This window comes from Microcystis sp. M144S2 (genome assembly GCF_020246065.1).
Lineage (GTDB): Bacteria > Cyanobacteriota > Cyanobacteriia > Cyanobacteriales > Microcystaceae > Microcystis > Microcystis ichthyoblabe_A.
Genome location: NZ_JADBTR010000024.1, coordinates 24,841 through 40,533 on the forward strand (window position 1 = coordinate 24,841; position 15,693 = coordinate 40,533).

14 protein-coding genes and 2 pseudogenes are annotated in these 15,693 nt (G+C 45.2%); 7 read left to right on the plus strand and 9 right to left on the minus strand.

Annotated features, from left to right (window positions below; all coding sequences use genetic code 11):
* Positions 1–26: 26 nt before the first annotated feature.
* Positions 27–560: a hypothetical protein gene (locus IM462_RS03400; protein WP_287700292.1), complete on the minus strand. Its 534-nt coding sequence runs from the start codon at positions 558–560 to the stop codon at positions 27–29.
* Between the two features lie 434 nt (positions 561–994).
* The gene (acs, locus tag IM462_RS03405; protein ID WP_287700294.1) at positions 995–2,965 is read right to left on the minus strand and encodes an acetate--CoA ligase; all 1,971 of its coding nucleotides are present in this window, start codon (positions 2,963–2,965) and stop codon (positions 995–997) included.
* Between the two features lie 251 nt (positions 2,966–3,216).
* Here acs and psaC point away from each other — a divergent pair, with 251 nt between their 5' ends.
* Positions 3,217–3,462, plus strand: coding sequence for a photosystem I iron-sulfur center protein PsaC (gene psaC / locus IM462_RS03410; protein ID WP_002764973.1), 246 nt, complete (start codon positions 3,217–3,219; stop codon positions 3,460–3,462).
* Positions 3,463–3,564: 102 nt separating this feature from the next.
* On the opposite strand, the gene IM462_RS03415 is transcribed toward psaC, so the two are convergent.
* The gene (locus IM462_RS03415) at positions 3,565–4,275 is read right to left on the minus strand and encodes a Uma2 family endonuclease (protein ID WP_287714832.1); all 711 of its coding nucleotides are present in this window, start codon (positions 4,273–4,275) and stop codon (positions 3,565–3,567) included.
* Positions 4,276–4,350: 75 nt separating this feature from the next.
* Here IM462_RS03415 and IM462_RS03420 point away from each other — a divergent pair, with 75 nt between their 5' ends.
* Positions 4,351–5,079 (plus strand): ABC transporter ATP-binding protein, encoded by a 729-nt coding sequence (locus IM462_RS03420; protein WP_149976549.1) that lies wholly within the window; start codon positions 4,351–4,353, stop codon positions 5,077–5,079.
* 2 nt (positions 5,080–5,081) lie between these two features.
* Here IM462_RS03420 and IM462_RS03425 read toward each other — a convergent pair whose 3' ends face one another.
* Together IM462_RS03425 and IM462_RS03430 are read right to left on the minus strand one after the other, a co-directional pair.
* Positions 5,082–5,852, minus strand: a complete 771-nt coding sequence (locus IM462_RS03425) for a class II glutamine amidotransferase (protein WP_353737342.1) — start codon at positions 5,850–5,852, stop codon at positions 5,082–5,084.
* Between the two features lie 303 nt (positions 5,853–6,155).
* A pseudogene (locus IM462_RS03430) lies at positions 6,156–7,478 on the minus strand (hypothetical protein); the annotation flags it as partial.
* 502 nt (positions 7,479–7,980) lie between these two features.
* On the opposite strand from IM462_RS03430, the gene thrC reads away from it, so the two are divergent.
* Positions 7,981–9,090: a threonine synthase gene (gene thrC / locus IM462_RS03435; RefSeq protein WP_287667207.1), complete on the plus strand. Its 1,110-nt coding sequence runs from the start codon at positions 7,981–7,983 to the stop codon at positions 9,088–9,090.
* Positions 9,091–9,120: 30 nt separating this feature from the next.
* On the opposite strand, the gene hisB is transcribed toward thrC, so the two are convergent.
* The 3 genes from hisB to IM462_RS03450 all read right to left on the minus strand — a co-directional run bounded on the left by hisB (position 9,121) and on the right by IM462_RS03450 (position 12,336).
* Positions 9,121–9,750 carry an imidazoleglycerol-phosphate dehydratase HisB gene (hisB, locus tag IM462_RS03440; protein WP_002801689.1) on the minus strand — a complete coding sequence of 210 codons (630 nt, stop codon included), beginning with the start codon at positions 9,748–9,750 and terminating at the stop codon, positions 9,121–9,123.
* A 209-nt stretch (positions 9,751–9,959) separates the two neighbouring features.
* Positions 9,960–11,453 (minus strand): energy transducer TonB, encoded by a 1,494-nt coding sequence (locus tag IM462_RS03445; protein WP_287700298.1) that lies wholly within the window; start codon positions 11,451–11,453, stop codon positions 9,960–9,962.
* A 223-nt stretch (positions 11,454–11,676) separates the two neighbouring features.
* Positions 11,677–12,336 carry a hypothetical protein gene (locus IM462_RS03450; protein ID WP_287700300.1) on the minus strand — a complete coding sequence of 220 codons (660 nt, stop codon included), beginning with the start codon at positions 12,334–12,336 and terminating at the stop codon, positions 11,677–11,679.
* A gap of 503 nt (positions 12,337–12,839) precedes the next feature.
* Here IM462_RS03450 and IM462_RS03455 point away from each other — a divergent pair.
* Positions 12,840–13,052 carry a CAB/ELIP/HLIP family chlorophyll-binding protein gene (locus IM462_RS03455; protein WP_002732553.1) on the plus strand — a complete coding sequence of 71 codons (213 nt, stop codon included), beginning with the start codon at positions 12,840–12,842 and terminating at the stop codon, positions 13,050–13,052.
* Between the two features lie 58 nt (positions 13,053–13,110).
* On the opposite strand, the gene dapF is transcribed toward IM462_RS03455, so the two are convergent.
* Positions 13,111–13,956 carry a diaminopimelate epimerase gene (gene dapF / locus IM462_RS03460; RefSeq protein WP_287700301.1) on the minus strand — a complete coding sequence of 282 codons (846 nt, stop codon included), beginning with the start codon at positions 13,954–13,956 and terminating at the stop codon, positions 13,111–13,113.
* A 61-nt stretch (positions 13,957–14,017) separates the two neighbouring features.
* On the opposite strand from dapF, the gene IM462_RS03465 reads away from it, so the two are divergent.
* The 3 genes and pseudogenes from IM462_RS03465 (at position 14,018) to IM462_RS03475 (ending at position 15,396) form a co-directional block, all read left to right on the plus strand.
* On the plus strand, positions 14,018–14,230 hold the full coding sequence (locus IM462_RS03465; protein ID WP_002756689.1) for an Hfq-related RNA-binding protein: 213 nt from the start codon (positions 14,018–14,020) through the stop codon (positions 14,228–14,230).
* 360 nt (positions 14,231–14,590) lie between these two features.
* A pseudogene (locus IM462_RS20940) lies at positions 14,591–14,803 on the plus strand (glycosyltransferase); the annotation flags it as partial.
* Between the two features lie 137 nt (positions 14,804–14,940).
* On the plus strand, positions 14,941–15,396 hold the full coding sequence (locus IM462_RS03475; RefSeq protein ID WP_287700305.1) for a GtrA family protein: 456 nt from the start codon (positions 14,941–14,943) through the stop codon (positions 15,394–15,396).
* Positions 15,397–15,693: the final 297 nt, after the last annotated feature.

The following is a 15,693-nucleotide window of genomic DNA, read 5'->3' on the forward strand; positions in this document are numbered from 1 at the left end:
GTTATATAGCAATTATCTTGCTGAGATTAGGGATTATTGTTGATAAAAAAACTTCTAAATCCCACGGCTAGTAAGGAACCACTTAGGACAGTTATCAATGTCCAAATTTGATTTTTTTGGGTTCCTTCGACTTTCTCTAAGCGTTTATTCATGTCATCAAATTTACTATCAAGAGTTTTAATATCACCTTTAACTTCCGTGAGTTCAATCTTTAAATCGGTAGTATCTTTTTGAATAGTTTTGACATCAGCTTTTATTTCCGCTTGTCCATTCTCGATCACCTTCAATCGATTGTCAACCTCAATGAGTCGAGTTTCCATGGTAGTGAGTCGATTGTCCATGGTAGTGAGTCGAGTTTCCACAGTAGCGAGTCGATTGTCCACGTCAATCAGTCGAGTTTCCATGGTAGTGAGTCGATTGTCCATGGTAGTGAGTCGATTGTCCATGGTAGTGAGTCGATTGTCGATCTCGTTGAATCGATGTTCGATTATCTTCTGTCCATTAAGGATTAAATCTTCTAGTCTTTTTAAATCATTATCGGTAGTAGTGGTGGTGGTCATTGATTAAACTCCTATAATTTCAATTCGCTCTTATCTTTAATTATTACAGCCTTTCTTATAAACATGAAGTATGATCGGCTCTCTTGGGTTAGGTGGGTAAAATATATTATAGGATACATTCCTGCTGGCGGTCGCAACGCGCTCGCTACGCGAGACCAACTGGAACGAACCACAAAGACACAAAGGACACAAAGATTGATCGCTTCTAGATAATCTAAACTTATCACACAAAAAATTAAGAGAGCTTATTAGCTAATTTGGTATTGACAACCGACTCCACACTTCCCATTCTCCTATACCTTTTAAAGAGGATTATTATTAGCTATAGATTTGGTGCTTGAGCAAATATGTTCACCGAGAATCACTCCCGTTAGAGTGAGATAAGATTAACTCTTATTCCTCACCCTAACTACTAGGAAAAACCGCCAATTAAATTACGCACCTTGGCGCAATTTATCCAAAACCGATCGATCCTCTAGAGTAGAAGTATCACCGGAAATCTCTTGACCTGATGCTAAAGTTCGCAAGAGACGACGCATAATTTTACCCGATCGCGTTTTTGGCAGCACATCGGTAAAACGGATTTCTCCCGGTCGGGCAATAATGCCAATTTCCTTGACAACGTGGTCTTTTAATGCTTGCGCTAACTCCGGACTCGCTTCATAATGCCCCTCAAGAGTCACAAAAGCATAGACTTCTTCCCCTTTAATTTCATCCGGTCGTCCCACCACAGCCGCCTCTGCTACCGCAGGATGGGATACTAAAGCTGATTCGATCTCCATTGTCCCTAAACGGTGGCCAGAAACGCTCATCACGTCATCAACGCGCCCCATTACCCAGAAATAACCGTCTTCGTCCTGACGGCTACCATCCCCAGCAAAATAGAGATATTGGCCATCTTTGGGGGCGATATGTTCCCAGTAGGTATTGCGGAAGCGATCGGGATTTTTATAGACTGTTCGCATCATACCGGGCCAGGGATGTTTGACCACCAGATAACCCCCCTCATTCGCTTGGGCGGGATTACCGTCTAAGTCCACCACTTCGGCCATAATACCGGGGAAAGGTAGGGTTGCTGACCCCGGTTTGGTGGCAATTGCCCCGGGTAAGGGAGTAATCATAATTCCCCCGGTTTCCGTTTGCCACCAAGTATCGACAATCGGACATTTTTCCTTACCGATAACTCGGTGATACCACATCCACGCTTCCGGGTTAATCGGTTCTCCCACGGTTCCCAGTAAGCGCAAAGAGGATAAATCCCGGCTATTGGGGATATCCTCACCCATTTTGATAAAAGCGCGGATAGCAGTGGGGGCAGTATAAAAGATATTAACGCGATATTTCTCGATTACATCCCAAAAACAGCCTAAATTAGAGGGACGGGGAACCCCTTCATACATTACCGTAGTGGCACCATTGGAAAGCGGTCCGTAAACGATATAACTATGGCCGGTAATCCAACCCACATCGGCAGTACACCAGTAAACATCGGTGTCTTTCAGGTCAAAAATCCATTTGCAGGTGACATGGGTGTAGAGATTATAACCGCCGGTGGTGTGGACGACTCCTTTCGGTTTGCCGGTGGAACCACTGGTATAGAGGATAAATAACATATCTTCGCTATCCATCGGTTCGGCCGGACAGTTAGCAGATACCTGTTTTTGTAGATCATGCCACCAGTAATCGCGATCGGCAACCATATTGATGGGTTCCTTGCTGCGTTGGACAACGAGAACTTTTTCCACACTGGGGGCGCTATTATCGGCTAGAGCCAGATCTACCTGTTCCTTGAGGGCAACGACTTTATCCTTGCGGAAACCACCATCGGCAGTGATTACCACCTTAGCGGCCGCATCATTAAGACGATCGCGCAAAGCATCGGCACTAAATCCCCCAAAAACTACACTGTGGGGCGCACCAATTCTGGCACAGGCTAACATGGCGATGGCCGCTTCGGGAATCATCGGCATATAAATTCCGACCACATCGCCTTTTTTAACGCCTAATTCCTTTAAAGCGTTGGCAAATTGACAGACTTCTCGGTGTAACTGTTCGTAGGTAATGGTGCGGCTGTCCCCCGGTTCTCCTTCCCAGATGATGGCGGCTTTATTGCGTCTCCAGGTGGTGAGATGTCTGTCAATACAGTTGTAACAAATATTAATCTTGCCGTTGACGAACCATTTAGCAAAGGGGGGCTGCCAGTCAAGAGTCTCTGACCATTTTTCAAACCAATATAGTTCTTTTTCGGCTAATTGGGACCAAAAAGCTGGGGGATCGGCCTTGGCTTTGGCGTAGAGTTGCTGGTATTCTTCAAAGCTTTTAATGGTGGCATTCTGAGCAAATTCGGCACTGGGGGGAAACAGCCGATTTTCCTGTAGGATCGATTCGATCGCTATTTCTGTCATACTGGCAAACGAAATAAATTATCTTGCGATCCAGATTACCTTTTTCGGTTCCCCCCGTAACCCCGGCAAGCAATTCTTTAAGGCTATTTTAGGATTACCCGATCCCCGACTAGCGATCGCCATTTAGCCCCAAGTGTTACAGAGTTTAAAGTTATGTCACCGATCAAGCGATGAACAGATCGCTGTAAGGTAAACTAACCGATAAACCCGAAATTTAACATGGAGAACACTCGGTAAGGAGTCATAATTCAATGTCTCATAGCGTTAAAATTTACGATACCTGTATCGGTTGCACCCAATGCGTTCGGGCTTGTCCCCTCGACGTGCTGGAAATGGTCCCCTGGGATGGCTGTAAAGCTGCCCAGATTGCCTCTTCCCCCCGCACGGAAGATTGTGTTGGTTGCAAACGTTGCGAAACCGCTTGTCCGACGGATTTCTTGAGCATTCGGGTTTATCTCGGAGCAGAAACCACCCGCAGCATGGGTCTAGCCTACTAGGCCCGGCAATCATTCTGTGTTTATCATTTAGCGAAAACTAATCTTGTTAAGAGGACTAACCAGTCCTCTTTTTTCGTTATACTCCCGTCGCTAGTGAAGATTTTAGTTAGGTAATTCCCCAAAAAGTTGACGATATTTTTGCAGTTTTGCCTCCATTTCTGCTAACTGCTGATTGACCTGTTCTGCGCGTTGGCGTTCATTTTCTGCGCGTTGGCGTTCATTTTCTGCCCGTTGCTTTTCCTGCTCCAGTAGTTGATTAATTTCGCTGTAGGACAAGAATTGAGTACCATCAGGACGATAAATTTTTAACTCGTCGGTTAAGGCAAAACGAATGCCTAAACGGGGACTCACCCAATTATTAACCTCACTAACACTGTCTAAACTGTCACCAATTCGCTGCCAAGCTTCTAGACTATTATCATCGGGATCATAGACGTAGTATTCTTGGACTCCATAGCGATCATAAAATAGCAATTTTTTGGCCATTTCGATGGAGGTATTATTGGGAGAAAGAATCTCAAAGACGACTTGAGGAGCAAGATTATCTTCTTGCCATTGTTTGTAGGAACCTCGATCGCCTTTCGGTCTGCCAAATACTACCATCGTATCAGGAGCATCGGCAATTTTCGGCTGGCCTTCCACGGGATACCACAACAGATCCCCCGCTACAAATACCTGGGGATCATCGATATATAACCAGTCGAGATTCTGCTTAATCGTTACTATCCAGTGAAATTGTTTAGTATTATCTGCCATCGGTTTACCGTCGCTCTCAGGATAGATAATCTCGTTTTTGTTAACTTGACTAACCATGGGGAATACCTGCCGAACTGATTGGGCTATTTTTATTATATAATAAATTTGAACTAAGTAAGGAAAAGACGGATCTTGATTTTAGAACTAGAGCAAGTAAATTTAGCTATCCGACGGGGCAGTGCTTATCTGTTAGAAGATATTACTTTTAGCATCAAGCAAGGAGAAAAGTTAGCTATTGTCGGAGCATCTGGGGCAGGAAAAACGACTATTTTACGATTGTTAAATCGTTTGCAGGAACCAAGCACGGGAAATATTTATTTTCAAGGTAAATCGATTAGGGAAATACCGGTTATTTCCCTGCGACAACAGATAGTTTTATTGCTACAAGAGTCGAAATTATTAGGGATGACTGTTCGAGATGCTCTCGCTTATCCTTTGCAATTAAAAAAACTTACTCCTGCCGAAATTAATAATAGAATTGACCGTTGGACATCCCTATTAAAAATTCCCGAACAGTGGTTTGAGCGCGGAGAGTTAGAATTATCTTTAGGACAAAGACAATTAGTGGCAATTACCAGAGCCTTGCTGTTAGAACCGAGCATACTGTTATTAGATGAACCCACCTCTGCTTTAGATACAGGCACGGCCAGCAGGTTATTAGAAGTATTAAATAATCAAAGTTCAATGACGATAATTATGGTCAATCATCAACTGGATTTTTTAGAGGAATTTGCCGAGCGAGTCATTTATCTAGAAGCGGGAAAAATTGGTTCAGATTGCCTCGCCCATCAATTAGATTGGTTAGGGCTAAAAACTCAGTTAATTGACTTAGAAAAATCTCGACAAAGTGACCACTGGTAAGATTAACTTAAAATTGCTGCGCCCTCCTGAAAAACTAATAATTCTCCTGCATTAATCGGTGTCCAAACTTCATTATCAGTTAAGGGTGTAGTGGCAATAATTGCCACTTGATCGCCGGGATGAGCTAAAGCTTGAAAATCAACGCTCACATCTTCATCAATTAAATGAGCATGGGCAAAAGGATATTGACGGATTATATAGCTTAATTTTGTCGAACAATGGGCAAAAAAATGTTCACCATCGGATAAAAGATAATTAAAAATTCCTTGACAAGCGATAGAGTTTGTGATAGTTTTTAGGACTTGATAGAGTTGTTGTAGGGAGGGTTTGCCCTGGGGAAAAGTCTCTCGCAGGGTATTAAGAATTAAACAGAAAGCTTTTTCCGAATCCGTGTCCCCAACCGGTTGATAAAAATCTCCCGCAGGAGGTGAGAAATTTTCTAAATGACCATTATGGGCAAAAACCCAATATTTTCCCCACAATTCCCGCCGAAAAGGATGACAGTTTTCTAGTTTAATTTCTCCTTGGGTGGCTTTGCGAATATGGGCGATAACATTGGTAGAATGGATCGGATAGTTTTTAATTAATTCCGCAATCGGAGAAGCGATCGAGGGTTTAACATCAATAAAAGTTCGACAACCTAAACCCTCAAAAAAAGCGATTCCCCAACCGTCTCGATGTTCGTCGGTTTTTCCCCCCCGCGCACAAAATCCCTCGAAGGAAAAACAGATATCCGTGGGGACATTACAATTCATGCCTAAAAGTTGACACATAGTTGCTTGAGTTTGAATATCAGATGCCGGCAAAATTACTTACTGCCAGCAGCCGTGACAGGAGACAGGAGAATTTTTTCTAGCTGCCTCTTGCCTATCCTAGCTAAGAAATTAATCTGGCACTAAGTAGGTAGGTGTTAAAAACTGTCAGACACCCCCCTTATCAAGGGGGGCAGGGTAGGGTTGATTCATGAATCAACCCTACTATGAATCAACCCTACTATGAATCAACCCTAGGGGCAGGGGCGGGAGATTCGGCTAATCTAAGAAAAAGCGGTTTAAATGCGTCTTAGCTTACAAGCTAGAAGAACAGCAAGTTTTCCATTTTTGGGCGATAGAAAGGATTAATGCTTTTTCTGCTTGGGGTAAATTGGCAGCCTGTCGGTCGATTATATCGCTTAATTCCCCGATAATCCGATCTCTACTTCTCTGGACTAAAGCTATTTCTGCGATAACTCGATTTAAACTGCTGATAGCTTGCCAAGTTTGCGGACGTAATGACGGTTCTGCGGCAATGGGGGCAACTTTCAGGGAAGCGATACTATCGAGAGTTGCAGCCTGACTAAATCGGTGTAAAGTTTGGGCGAGGCTATACATTTCTTCCCCGTAGGCGAGGGAACGTACCACAGCAAAGGCTTTTTCGGCTTTTTCGGTGTCCTGTTGGTGAAGATACCAAAAACCGGCGGCAGCGGCGCGAGCAGGAGTATCTAGACGGATTTGGCTGTCAGACCAAGAAAACAGTTTCGCCGACGCGGACGCATATTTTAACAATTGCCAATCGGAGGGATTTTCTGCCAGACGGGAGACGCGATAGATAATTTCTGCCTCTGGGAATTGCGGTAAAACGCGATTAACGGCGGCAAGGACAGGAATAAACTGGCGGCTGTACCGAAGGTATTGATTGAGGTTATTAATAGCCGTTTCCCAGTCTTGCTGTAACCATTGTTGTAGAGTCGAGGTTAACCCCGGCAGCGGTAGAAGGGTAATACGGGGAAAAAGTCGCCCTTGGGGGCCCGCCAAAAGCCCGATTAGCCAATTATCAGGACGGAAAAAGGCGAATATAAACACCACGCCCCACACCACGCCCCACACCCCGCCCCACACCACGCCCCACACCACGCCCCACACCACGCCCCACACCACGCCCCACACCCCGCCCCACACCACGCCCAACACCACGCCCAACACCACGCCCGACACCACGCCCCACACCGCGCACCACACCACGCCCAACACCACGCCCAACACGCCCAACGCCTCGCCCGACGTCACGCCCCACACCGCGCCCCACTCCACGCCCGACACCACGCCCGACACCACGCCGAACGCCACGCCCCACACCACGCCGAACGCCACGCCCACCCAATTAACAGAAAGTCCTAAATTTGCTGCTATGCTACAGATAATCAGAGGGGTAATTACAGTTAAGAGAAGACCCTGAATCCCTAGACGCAATTGTACGGTATGGTTATCGCCGCCGTCTCTCGTTTCCACATACCAGCGCACTGCTTGGGGAAAATAAAACACCCAGTACAACAGCAAAAGATAATCAAAGGGATTCCGTAAAGATAAATCGCGTCTGAGTTTAGGAGCGAGATTAATGGAGGGGACGGTACTTTCCTTCATAATTTTTATCTCTAGCTATTTACCCGGTGATGGTTTATTAAGTAGGTAGGTGTTAACTGTCAAACACCCCCCTTATCAAGGGGGGATTAAGGGGGGATCAAACCCCCCTTATCAAAGGGGGCAGGGGGGATCAAACCCCCTCAAGGTAGGGTTGATTCATGAATCAACCCTACTATTCGGCACCCCCCTTATCAAGGGGGGCAGGGGGGATCAAACCCCCCTTATCAAGGGATTAAGGGGGGAGCCATCTTCAATTTAATTATAACCAGCTAATTAAATCAACTTTTGAAAGAAAAAAGGGCAAAAAATCAGATTTATAGCGATAAAATAACTATTTTTTTGCTTAAAAGTCCATTTATTTGCTGTTATTGCCTGTTATCTCCTCACAGCCCTGTTTTAACCCCCATGAATCCCAACCAGGCGATCAAGATTAATTTTTTTGCCTGCTTATTGGATAAAATGGGAAATCAGGCCATCTAATCAAATCTGTATCCTTAAGGCTATGACAATTATTTCTCGATCGATCCCCCAATCACCCACTAAATCCTCGTCTATCGGCGGCTGGCGCGGTTTGATCGAAGAATATCGCCAATTTCTGCCCGTAAGCAGTAAAACCCCTGTAATTACCCTCCTAGAAGGCAATACACCCCTGATCCCCGCCCCCTATCTCTCAGCACAAATCGGGCGCGATGTCAAGGTTTTTGTCAAATATGATGGCTTAAATCCCACCGGCAGCTTTAAAGACCGGGGCATGACCATGGCCATCTCGAAAGCTAAGGAAGAAGGGGCAAAAGCGGTGATTTGTGCCAGTACCGGGAACACCTCGGCGGCGGCGGCAGCCTATGCAAGAAGGGCCGGGATGCGGGCCTTTGTGATTATCCCCGACGGTTATGTAGCCTTAGGAAAATTGGCCCAAGCTTTATTGTACGGAGCGGAAGTCATCGCTATTAATGGCAACTTCGATGATGCCCTCAAGATTGTCCGCCAACTATCAGAAAATTATCCCGTAACTTTAGTCAATTCCGTCAATCCCTACCGTTTAGAGGGTCAAAAAACCGCCGCTTTCGAGATTGTCGATGTCTTGGGTAATGCCCCCGACTGGTTATGTATTCCCGTGGGTAACGCGGGCAATATTAGCGCCTATTGGATGGGATTCTGTCAGTATCACCAGATAGGTAAATGTGACCAGCTGCCGAAGATGATGGGTTTTCAGGCCGCCGGGGCCGCCCCTTTTATCTCTAAACAACCGGTTGACCATCCCGAAACCCTAGCCACGGCTATCCGTATCGGCAACCCCGCTAACTGGGAAAAAGCTTGGGCTGCTAGTCACGCTAGTCAAGGGCAATTTCACGCAGTCAGTGATGAGGAAATATTGGCAGCCTATCGGATTTTAGGGGGCCAAGAGGGGGTTTTCTGTGAACCAGCCAGCGCCGCTTCTGTGGCAGGATTATTAAAAGTGCATCAACAGGTTCCCGATGGGGCCACCGTAGTGTGTGTTTTAACGGGAAATGGACTAAAAGACCCAGATTCGGCGGTAAAATACAGCAATAACCAACTAAAATCTGGGATTGCGCCCGAATTAACCCAAGTGGCTCAAATTATGGGCTTCTAAGCTAACGTTAATTCGGGTTAAGCAGCGCTTCTATAAAACTCCCTTAGAACTGGGAATTATACCGGCGCGACGGGGATCGATCGCTATGGCCCCACTCATCGCCCGGGCAAAAGCTTTAAAAGTAGCCTCAATAATATGATGGGAATTAATCCCGTCTAATTGGCGAATATGTAGGGTCATTTGACTGTGATTGACCAAAGCAACAAAAAATTCCCGCACTAGCTGAGTATCGTAGGTTCCCACTCTTTGGGTGGGAATTTCTAGACCATAACTGAGGTGGGGACGACCGGAAAAATCGAGGGCAACCTGCACTAAAGCTTCATCGAGAGGGGCGACAAAATGCCCGAAACGGACGATCCCTTTTTTGTCGCCTAAAGCTTGCAGTAAAGCTTGTCCGAGGGTGATTCCCACGTCTTCATTGGTGTGATGGTCATCAATTTCTAGATCTCCGGTGGCACGCACATCGAGATCGATCGCAGCGTGGGAGGCGATTTGCTGCAACATATGATCAAGAAAGGGAATTCCTGTCTGGGCGCGACAATTGCCGCTACCATCAAGATCGATCGTCACCTGTACATCGGTTTCTTTGGTAGTACGACTAACGGAGGCGCGACGGCAAGGTGAGACAAAAGAATCGGGTATCTGGGAAGTGGAAATCATTTAAGTAAAAATAAGTAGGTAGCCGTTAAAAATTATCAGATGCCCCCCTTATTAAGGGGGGATTAAGGGGGGATCGGCCCCCCCTTATTAAGGGGGGATTAAGGAGGGATCGAATTATGGACTAGGGAGATGAGAGTTTTTTTCAGTAATCAGTAAACTTAAAACTCACATCTGATAACTGATAACTGATAACTGATAACTGAAAAGGCCTAACTTTCTGGTTCAGTTTTAGCTTCCGCCGGCGGACCCGGGGGCAAGGCTTCCTCGCTCAGGGGTTGAGGATTTTGGCTAGTGGGGGGACTAGCGGGGGAAACCTCCGGCTGATTGAGAGCGGGGGTTTGGGGGGGAGCTTCTGGGGCTTTTTCTTCGATTATCGCTTCTTTGGGCGGTTCTGGCTGGGTTTGGACTGGATTTGGACCTGTGGTTTCGGGCGGCTTGACGTTATCCGGTTGGGGACTAACGGCGGGTTGCGGGGTTTCAATTGCTGGCGTTACGGGGGGGGAGTTACGAGTATTGAGGTTACTACCCTCCGGTTTTGGGGGATTAGCGATCGCACCTCGACACACTTCCGGGTTAGGGGCAAAACTGACTCGCACCTGATAGATTCTCGACTCACCACTGGGATTATTAAAGCGAGTTAAGCGTACTTCCCTAGCCCCCTGTTGATTGAAAATCGGGAAGCCGGCACTTTTAATCAACTGGGGTTCACTGCTGAGGCGCCCTTGAGCATCCACCGTCACCCCATAAACCGCCGTCCCCGCTAATTGACGGGAACAAGCCGTGGCGGGATAATTACCAGTCAAATTGACGGTAGTTATGCCTCTGCTGCCCTGATTGGGCTGATTTAGTTCATTTAAGGCGTTAGGATTACTTTTTTGGACTCTGGCCAGCCAATCCACCTGATTTCTCATGGCCTCCTCGTTACTGGTATTGCTTTTGTCCGCCTCTAGGGAGCGCAAACGTTCCCGCATTTCCCACATTAATTGTTGACGACGCTGTTCATCGAGGGGAGATTGACCATTCGGCTCCGGTGTGCGGGCCAAGGAATTGTTTAATTGTTCCTGCGCCTGTTGCGATGCACTAAGGGGCGAATTTCGCAATCTATCTAAAGTTAGATTATCTTGGTAGGGATCAAAGTAAGGCTGGGGCTGCTGGTTATTAGTCTCCCTAGGTAGATTATTATTCTCTGGCAGCGTGGGAACAGAAGGAGGACTAGGTAAACTGGCGGTAGAAGTGGGAAAATTGCGAGGAATCGGTAATCTACCCGGAGAGGGAATAGATGCCACGGGAGGGGAATAGATATTGACGGAGGGTAAAGAGGAGAGGGGAGGTAAAGCAGGTAAGGAAGGTAAAGGGGGAAGGGAAGAAACCGAGGGTAAAGGAGGTAAGGTGCTGTTATGGATGCCATCCATGGGGGGGAGAGGAGGCAAAGAGGAAGAAGACGAATTGAGGTTAGGCAGTCCGGGTAAGCTGGACAGGGAGGAGTCAAGACTGGGAAGACGTGACTGCTCTAGAGGATTCAATTCAATCAGATTGACGTTGCGTAACTCTTTTTTTGGCTCCTGCGCTGGATTATTGAGGAAATTAGGTAAGATAATCGCTAAAATTAGGCCGTGAATACCAAGAGAAGCGGCGAACGAGAGATTATTAGAGTTAATTAGTTTATTTTCTTCGGTTTCTAGACCAAAATAGGAGGATGTCATAATCTAGTTAATTGAGCAGAGCCTTGAGGGGAAAAGTTAACTCTATTCTAATCGTCAAGGCGATTTTTTTTTCTTGAGGGCGGGGAATTAATTGGTGTCAGTACCCCACCACCCCACACCCCACACCCGTTCGGACCTCGGCGTGAGCTCGGTCGAACGCTGAGCTCACGGCCGAAGCCCACACCCCACACCCTGCCCCTAGGAAAAACTTTTTCAGTCAACCCTACTTATACTGCGATCGAGCCACAGCTTTTAATTTGGGATATAATTCCGAAGGGTCTAACAAAGGGATAAACTCATCGATTACCGGTTTAAAATTAGCCGAAAAATTCTCCCTAGTTCCATGACCGTTAGGCGATTTAGGTACTGATTCTAATTTAAGGAATTTGGACGTTTCTGGGGTTAACTGTGAGAATAATTCCTCCAGATCACTCATACCTTTGCGAGGATCATTAAAAAGAGAAGTTTCTAAGTTTAGTAGAGAATCTTCCCTTGTGGCTTCCGCTTGTGGCTCTGGATAAGGCCGCTCAAGGGTGGCAGAAAGTATATTGATCTTTTCCTGTTTAGGGATAACTGCTGTTTTTTTGCCATTTAACTGGGAATCTGGCAGGTTTTTACAAACCAATCGCTCGAATTCCCCCGTAAAATGAAAGGTAGGATGGCCGCGACGGTGCCAAATTTTGAGGATTTCCTCCACCGAAATGACTTTGTAACGTCCCTGATAGAGTGCTTCTAAAATCGCCATGCGAATCCAATTTAGCGAATAGGTGGGCAACCAGCGCTCGATTAATTCCTGCGCTTTGTATCCTCTCATTTCAAATCGATATTGGTTGAGTATAGTCGCTATCTGCATGAGGTTGATCTCTGGGCTAATCTCTGCCATAGAATTTACAAAAACAGTGAGCGCGATCGTTACTTACGGCTACTAGCCACTCTATATACTAAGATTCTATTCAGGTTTTTCCTAGCGGTTTTTCCCCTATTCTCCCCACACTTACCCTTCCCAGCATCTTCCCTCAAGACAAGTTGACTCCCTAGGATTGGGTTCGCTTTTGGTGGCAATTTATCCCCCGCTAACCCCTACGGGGTTTAACGGCAGTCCTCTGGCAACCTTAAGATAGTTTTTGTCTTTTTCTTGATCAGGCGATCGAGTTTATACCTCTTTGGTACCACAATCTGACTAATTTGTCAAGAAAAAGGCAAAATTTTATCGATAAACCCAGATAAGGTAGAACTATAGCACTACCCTGACAGCCTAGAACCCTGCCGTTGACTGACCACCTCATCGAGTTTTTCTGAGTCCCCAGAAATTTTTTGTTAAAACTTGCAACATAACTTAACAATGTGTTACACTTCTTAACATAAGCATACAAAAGGAGCCTCCCCATGACTGCCCGCGGCTACACCACCGAAGAACAAGGAAGACTGAATAATTTTGCTGTTGAACCGAAAATGTACGTTGATAGTTCTAGCAGTCTCGGTTTTACCAAAAAAGCTGAAAAATTGAATGGCAGACTAGCTATGATTGGCTTTGTCTCTCTTTTAGCCATTGAATTGTTAACTGGTAAAGGAATCATTGCTTGGATTACCAGTCTCTAAGAATTAACAATCCCGTCGCGCTGTTCGGGGAGTTCAGTCCCCGTCCTAGCGGGTTGGTTTAGACCGTGTAAATGCCCTCAAAAACAGCTTTAGCAGGACCTGTCATGTAAACCCGGTTATCAGTTTGGGACCAGTGAATCTGAAGACAACCACCGGGCAGTTCTACGGTACAACTGCGATCGCAGTTGCCCGTCAATAGGGCAGCCACTACCACAGCACAAGCACCAGTACCGCAAGCGAGAGTAATTCCCGCTCCTCTTTCCCAGACACGCATCTTCATATAATCCGGCGCGATTACTTCCACGAACTCCACATTAGTCCGTTGGGGAAAAACTGGATGATGCTCAAATTTTGGCCCGATAGTTTCTAGGGGAATAGAGGCCAGATCATCCACAAAAGTGACACAGTGGGGATTACCCATACTAACGCAAGTAACTAACCAATCTTTACCCTCCACCTCTAGGGGAACCGCGAGGACTTTTTCTGATCCATTGACCAAAGTGGTAGGGATTTCACTGCCTAGTAGTTGCGGCGGTCCCATATCAACCGTTACCTGTTCATTGGCTTCTAAACGGGGAATAATCGTTCCTGCTAGAGTATGAATACGATAGGTGCGGCCAATGGCGTTGTTAGCCTCTAAACGGGCGATAAATTGGGCTAGACAGCGAATACCGTTACCACACATTTCCGGTTCCGAACCATCAGAGTTGAAAATTCTCATGGTGTAGTCGGTTGCTGCTTGGCCGGGAAGCGCAAAAATCACGCCATCGGCACCGATGCCAAAATGTCGATCGCACATAGCCACGGCCATTTCTGGTGTGATCAGGGGTTCGGGACTGTGACGGTTATCTATCAAAATAAAATCATTGCCCAGGCCTTGATATTTGGTGAAGGGGATTCTCATCGTCAATAAAAGCTACTCAACAGGAATAATAGAGGATGAACACCTCATCGATAAACTCATTATGTCTCAATTCGATCCTGGTCTGCCGAGTATTAAACAAGTACAGAGCTATATTCAAGAGAAACGGGAAGTAGAAATTAAGTTAAGCACCGATGATCTGCTCGTTGGTCGCATCCTTTGGCAAGATGTTAACTGTCTATACCTGGTTGATCACTACGATAAACCCACTTTAATTTGGCAACAGTCTCTAGTTTATTTAAGACCCAAAGCCTAGGGGGAAATTGGCGATATTTGGCCGTGGGATGCGTCCCGGACGCATCAAAAATTCAGTAGCAAGCAGATAGCTTTTGAGCAAATGTAAGGTCAGTTGGGGTTAAGGAGATTTGGCCATGAATTTTAGCAAATAATCAGGTGGGATGGCGAGGATAGCATCAGAATTTCAGTTGCTCAAAAATTTGGGTCAAATTGCCAAATCAAGAAAGTCAGAGAGTCCAGCCGAGCGATCGCCATTCAACTTCAGATATAGATTGCCGCTCAGAGGAAAAAGAATAAGCAGATTGTCTGCTAACAATTTGGGACACTGCTGTACATAACCTGTTATACTCTTGGGCAAAACGACTCCACCGCCATTGTTATGCTGGAAAATCAGGTCATGGCAGATGCCGCCTCTAAGGAGCAGATACCTACTCTAGAATTATCGATCGTCATGCCTTGTCTCAACGAGGCGGAAACCCTGGCTACCTGTATCGGCAAAGCACGAGATTATCTGGAATGACAGAAAATTGCGGGAGAGGTGCTAATCGCCGATAATGGCAGTAGCGATGGTTCCCAGGAAATTGCCACTAATTGAGGGGCGCGGGTGGTTCCTATCCCAGAAAGGGGACTATGATCATGAGGGATTTGAATATGTGAGGACAGTTTATCTCTATTCGATATAGTAGTTACTATCGTGTAAAACAAGTTATTGCCAAAGTAATCTAAATTATGATTAATCTACTTCAAAAGAGTTTTTACAAATTTTGTTCTTTACTATCTAGTCAACAATTTCGACGATTTTTTATTTTTGGTTTAACTTGTAATATTATTTATACTGTTTCCATATATTTATTAACTGAAAAAATCAAATTTCATTACATTGCATCGGTAGTTATTGCTCTAATTTATACAAGTTTTATTGGGTTTTGCCTAAATAAGTTTTATACTTTTAATACAAGTATAAAAATGTTTTTCCCAGAATTGATAAAATACTATAATGTGATGTTTTCTGGCTTATTAATTAACGTGGCTTGGATGTTTATTTTGGTAGAAGTATTTAAACTATGGTACATGGCATCGGTAGTAATTGTGAGTGCAGGTTTAATGTTTTATAATTTTTTCTTGCACAAACACTGGAGTTTTCGTGGTTTAAATAAGCATAAAAAAGACCATAAGAGCAGATAGTTTTCCTTGTTATTAGTAGATCAATTTCGGCGTTGTTAATTTAGTTAAGTGCAGTAAATATTATGGCAAAAAAACAATTATTGACGAGAATATTTTGCGAAGATATAAACAAATTATTCTTTGCTTGTGGGATTTTATCAATGATAATTATCAAGTTTTTTGGTTCTTCCGAACTTACACTGTAGAAAATTCCCCAAGCTCCCTCTCTGTCCAGCAATGCTCTAAAGTTGATAAATATCAATCTAACAAAAACTCAAAGCCCTATTGTACAAGCTTTACAAGCATGAGTTGTTGATA

Bases quoted from the DNA above. Each gene is read 5' to 3' on its own strand.
- IM462_RS03475 (WP_287700305.1), top strand. From the start codon at position 14,941: ATGATTAATCTACTTCAAAAGAGTTTTTACAAATTTTGTTCTTTACTA.
- acs (WP_287700294.1), bottom strand. From the start codon at position 2,965: ATGACAGAAATAGCGATCGAATCGATCCTACAGGAAAATCGGCTGTTT.
- hisB (WP_002801689.1), bottom strand. From the start codon at position 9,750: ATGATTTCCACTTCCCAGATACCCGATTCTTTTGTCTCACCTTGCCGT.
- IM462_RS03425 (WP_353737342.1), bottom strand. From the start codon at position 5,852: ATGTGTCAACTTTTAGGCATGAATTGTAATGTCCCCACGGATATCTGT.
- IM462_RS03450 (WP_287700300.1), bottom strand. From the start codon at position 12,336: ATGGCAGAGATTAGCCCAGAGATCAACCTCATGCAGATAGCGACTATA.
- IM462_RS03455 (WP_002732553.1), top strand. From the start codon at position 12,840: ATGACTGCCCGCGGCTACACCACCGAAGAACAAGGAAGACTGAATAAT.
- IM462_RS03400 (WP_287700292.1), bottom strand. From the start codon at position 560: ATGACCACCACCACTACTACCGATAATGATTTAAAAAGACTAGAAGAT.
- IM462_RS03415 (WP_287714832.1), bottom strand. From the start codon at position 4,275: ATGGTTAGTCAAGTTAACAAAAACGAGATTATCTATCCTGAGAGCGAC.
- IM462_RS03445 (WP_287700298.1), bottom strand. From the start codon at position 11,453: ATGACATCCTCCTATTTTGGTCTAGAAACCGAAGAAAATAAACTAATT.
- thrC (WP_287667207.1), top strand. From the start codon at position 7,981: ATGACAATTATTTCTCGATCGATCCCCCAATCACCCACTAAATCCTCG.
- dapF (WP_287700301.1), bottom strand. From the start codon at position 13,956: ATGAGAATCCCCTTCACCAAATATCAAGGCCTGGGCAATGATTTTATT.
- psaC (WP_002764973.1), top strand. From the start codon at position 3,217: ATGTCTCATAGCGTTAAAATTTACGATACCTGTATCGGTTGCACCCAA.
- IM462_RS03465 (WP_002756689.1), top strand. From the start codon at position 14,018: ATGTCTCAATTCGATCCTGGTCTGCCGAGTATTAAACAAGTACAGAGC.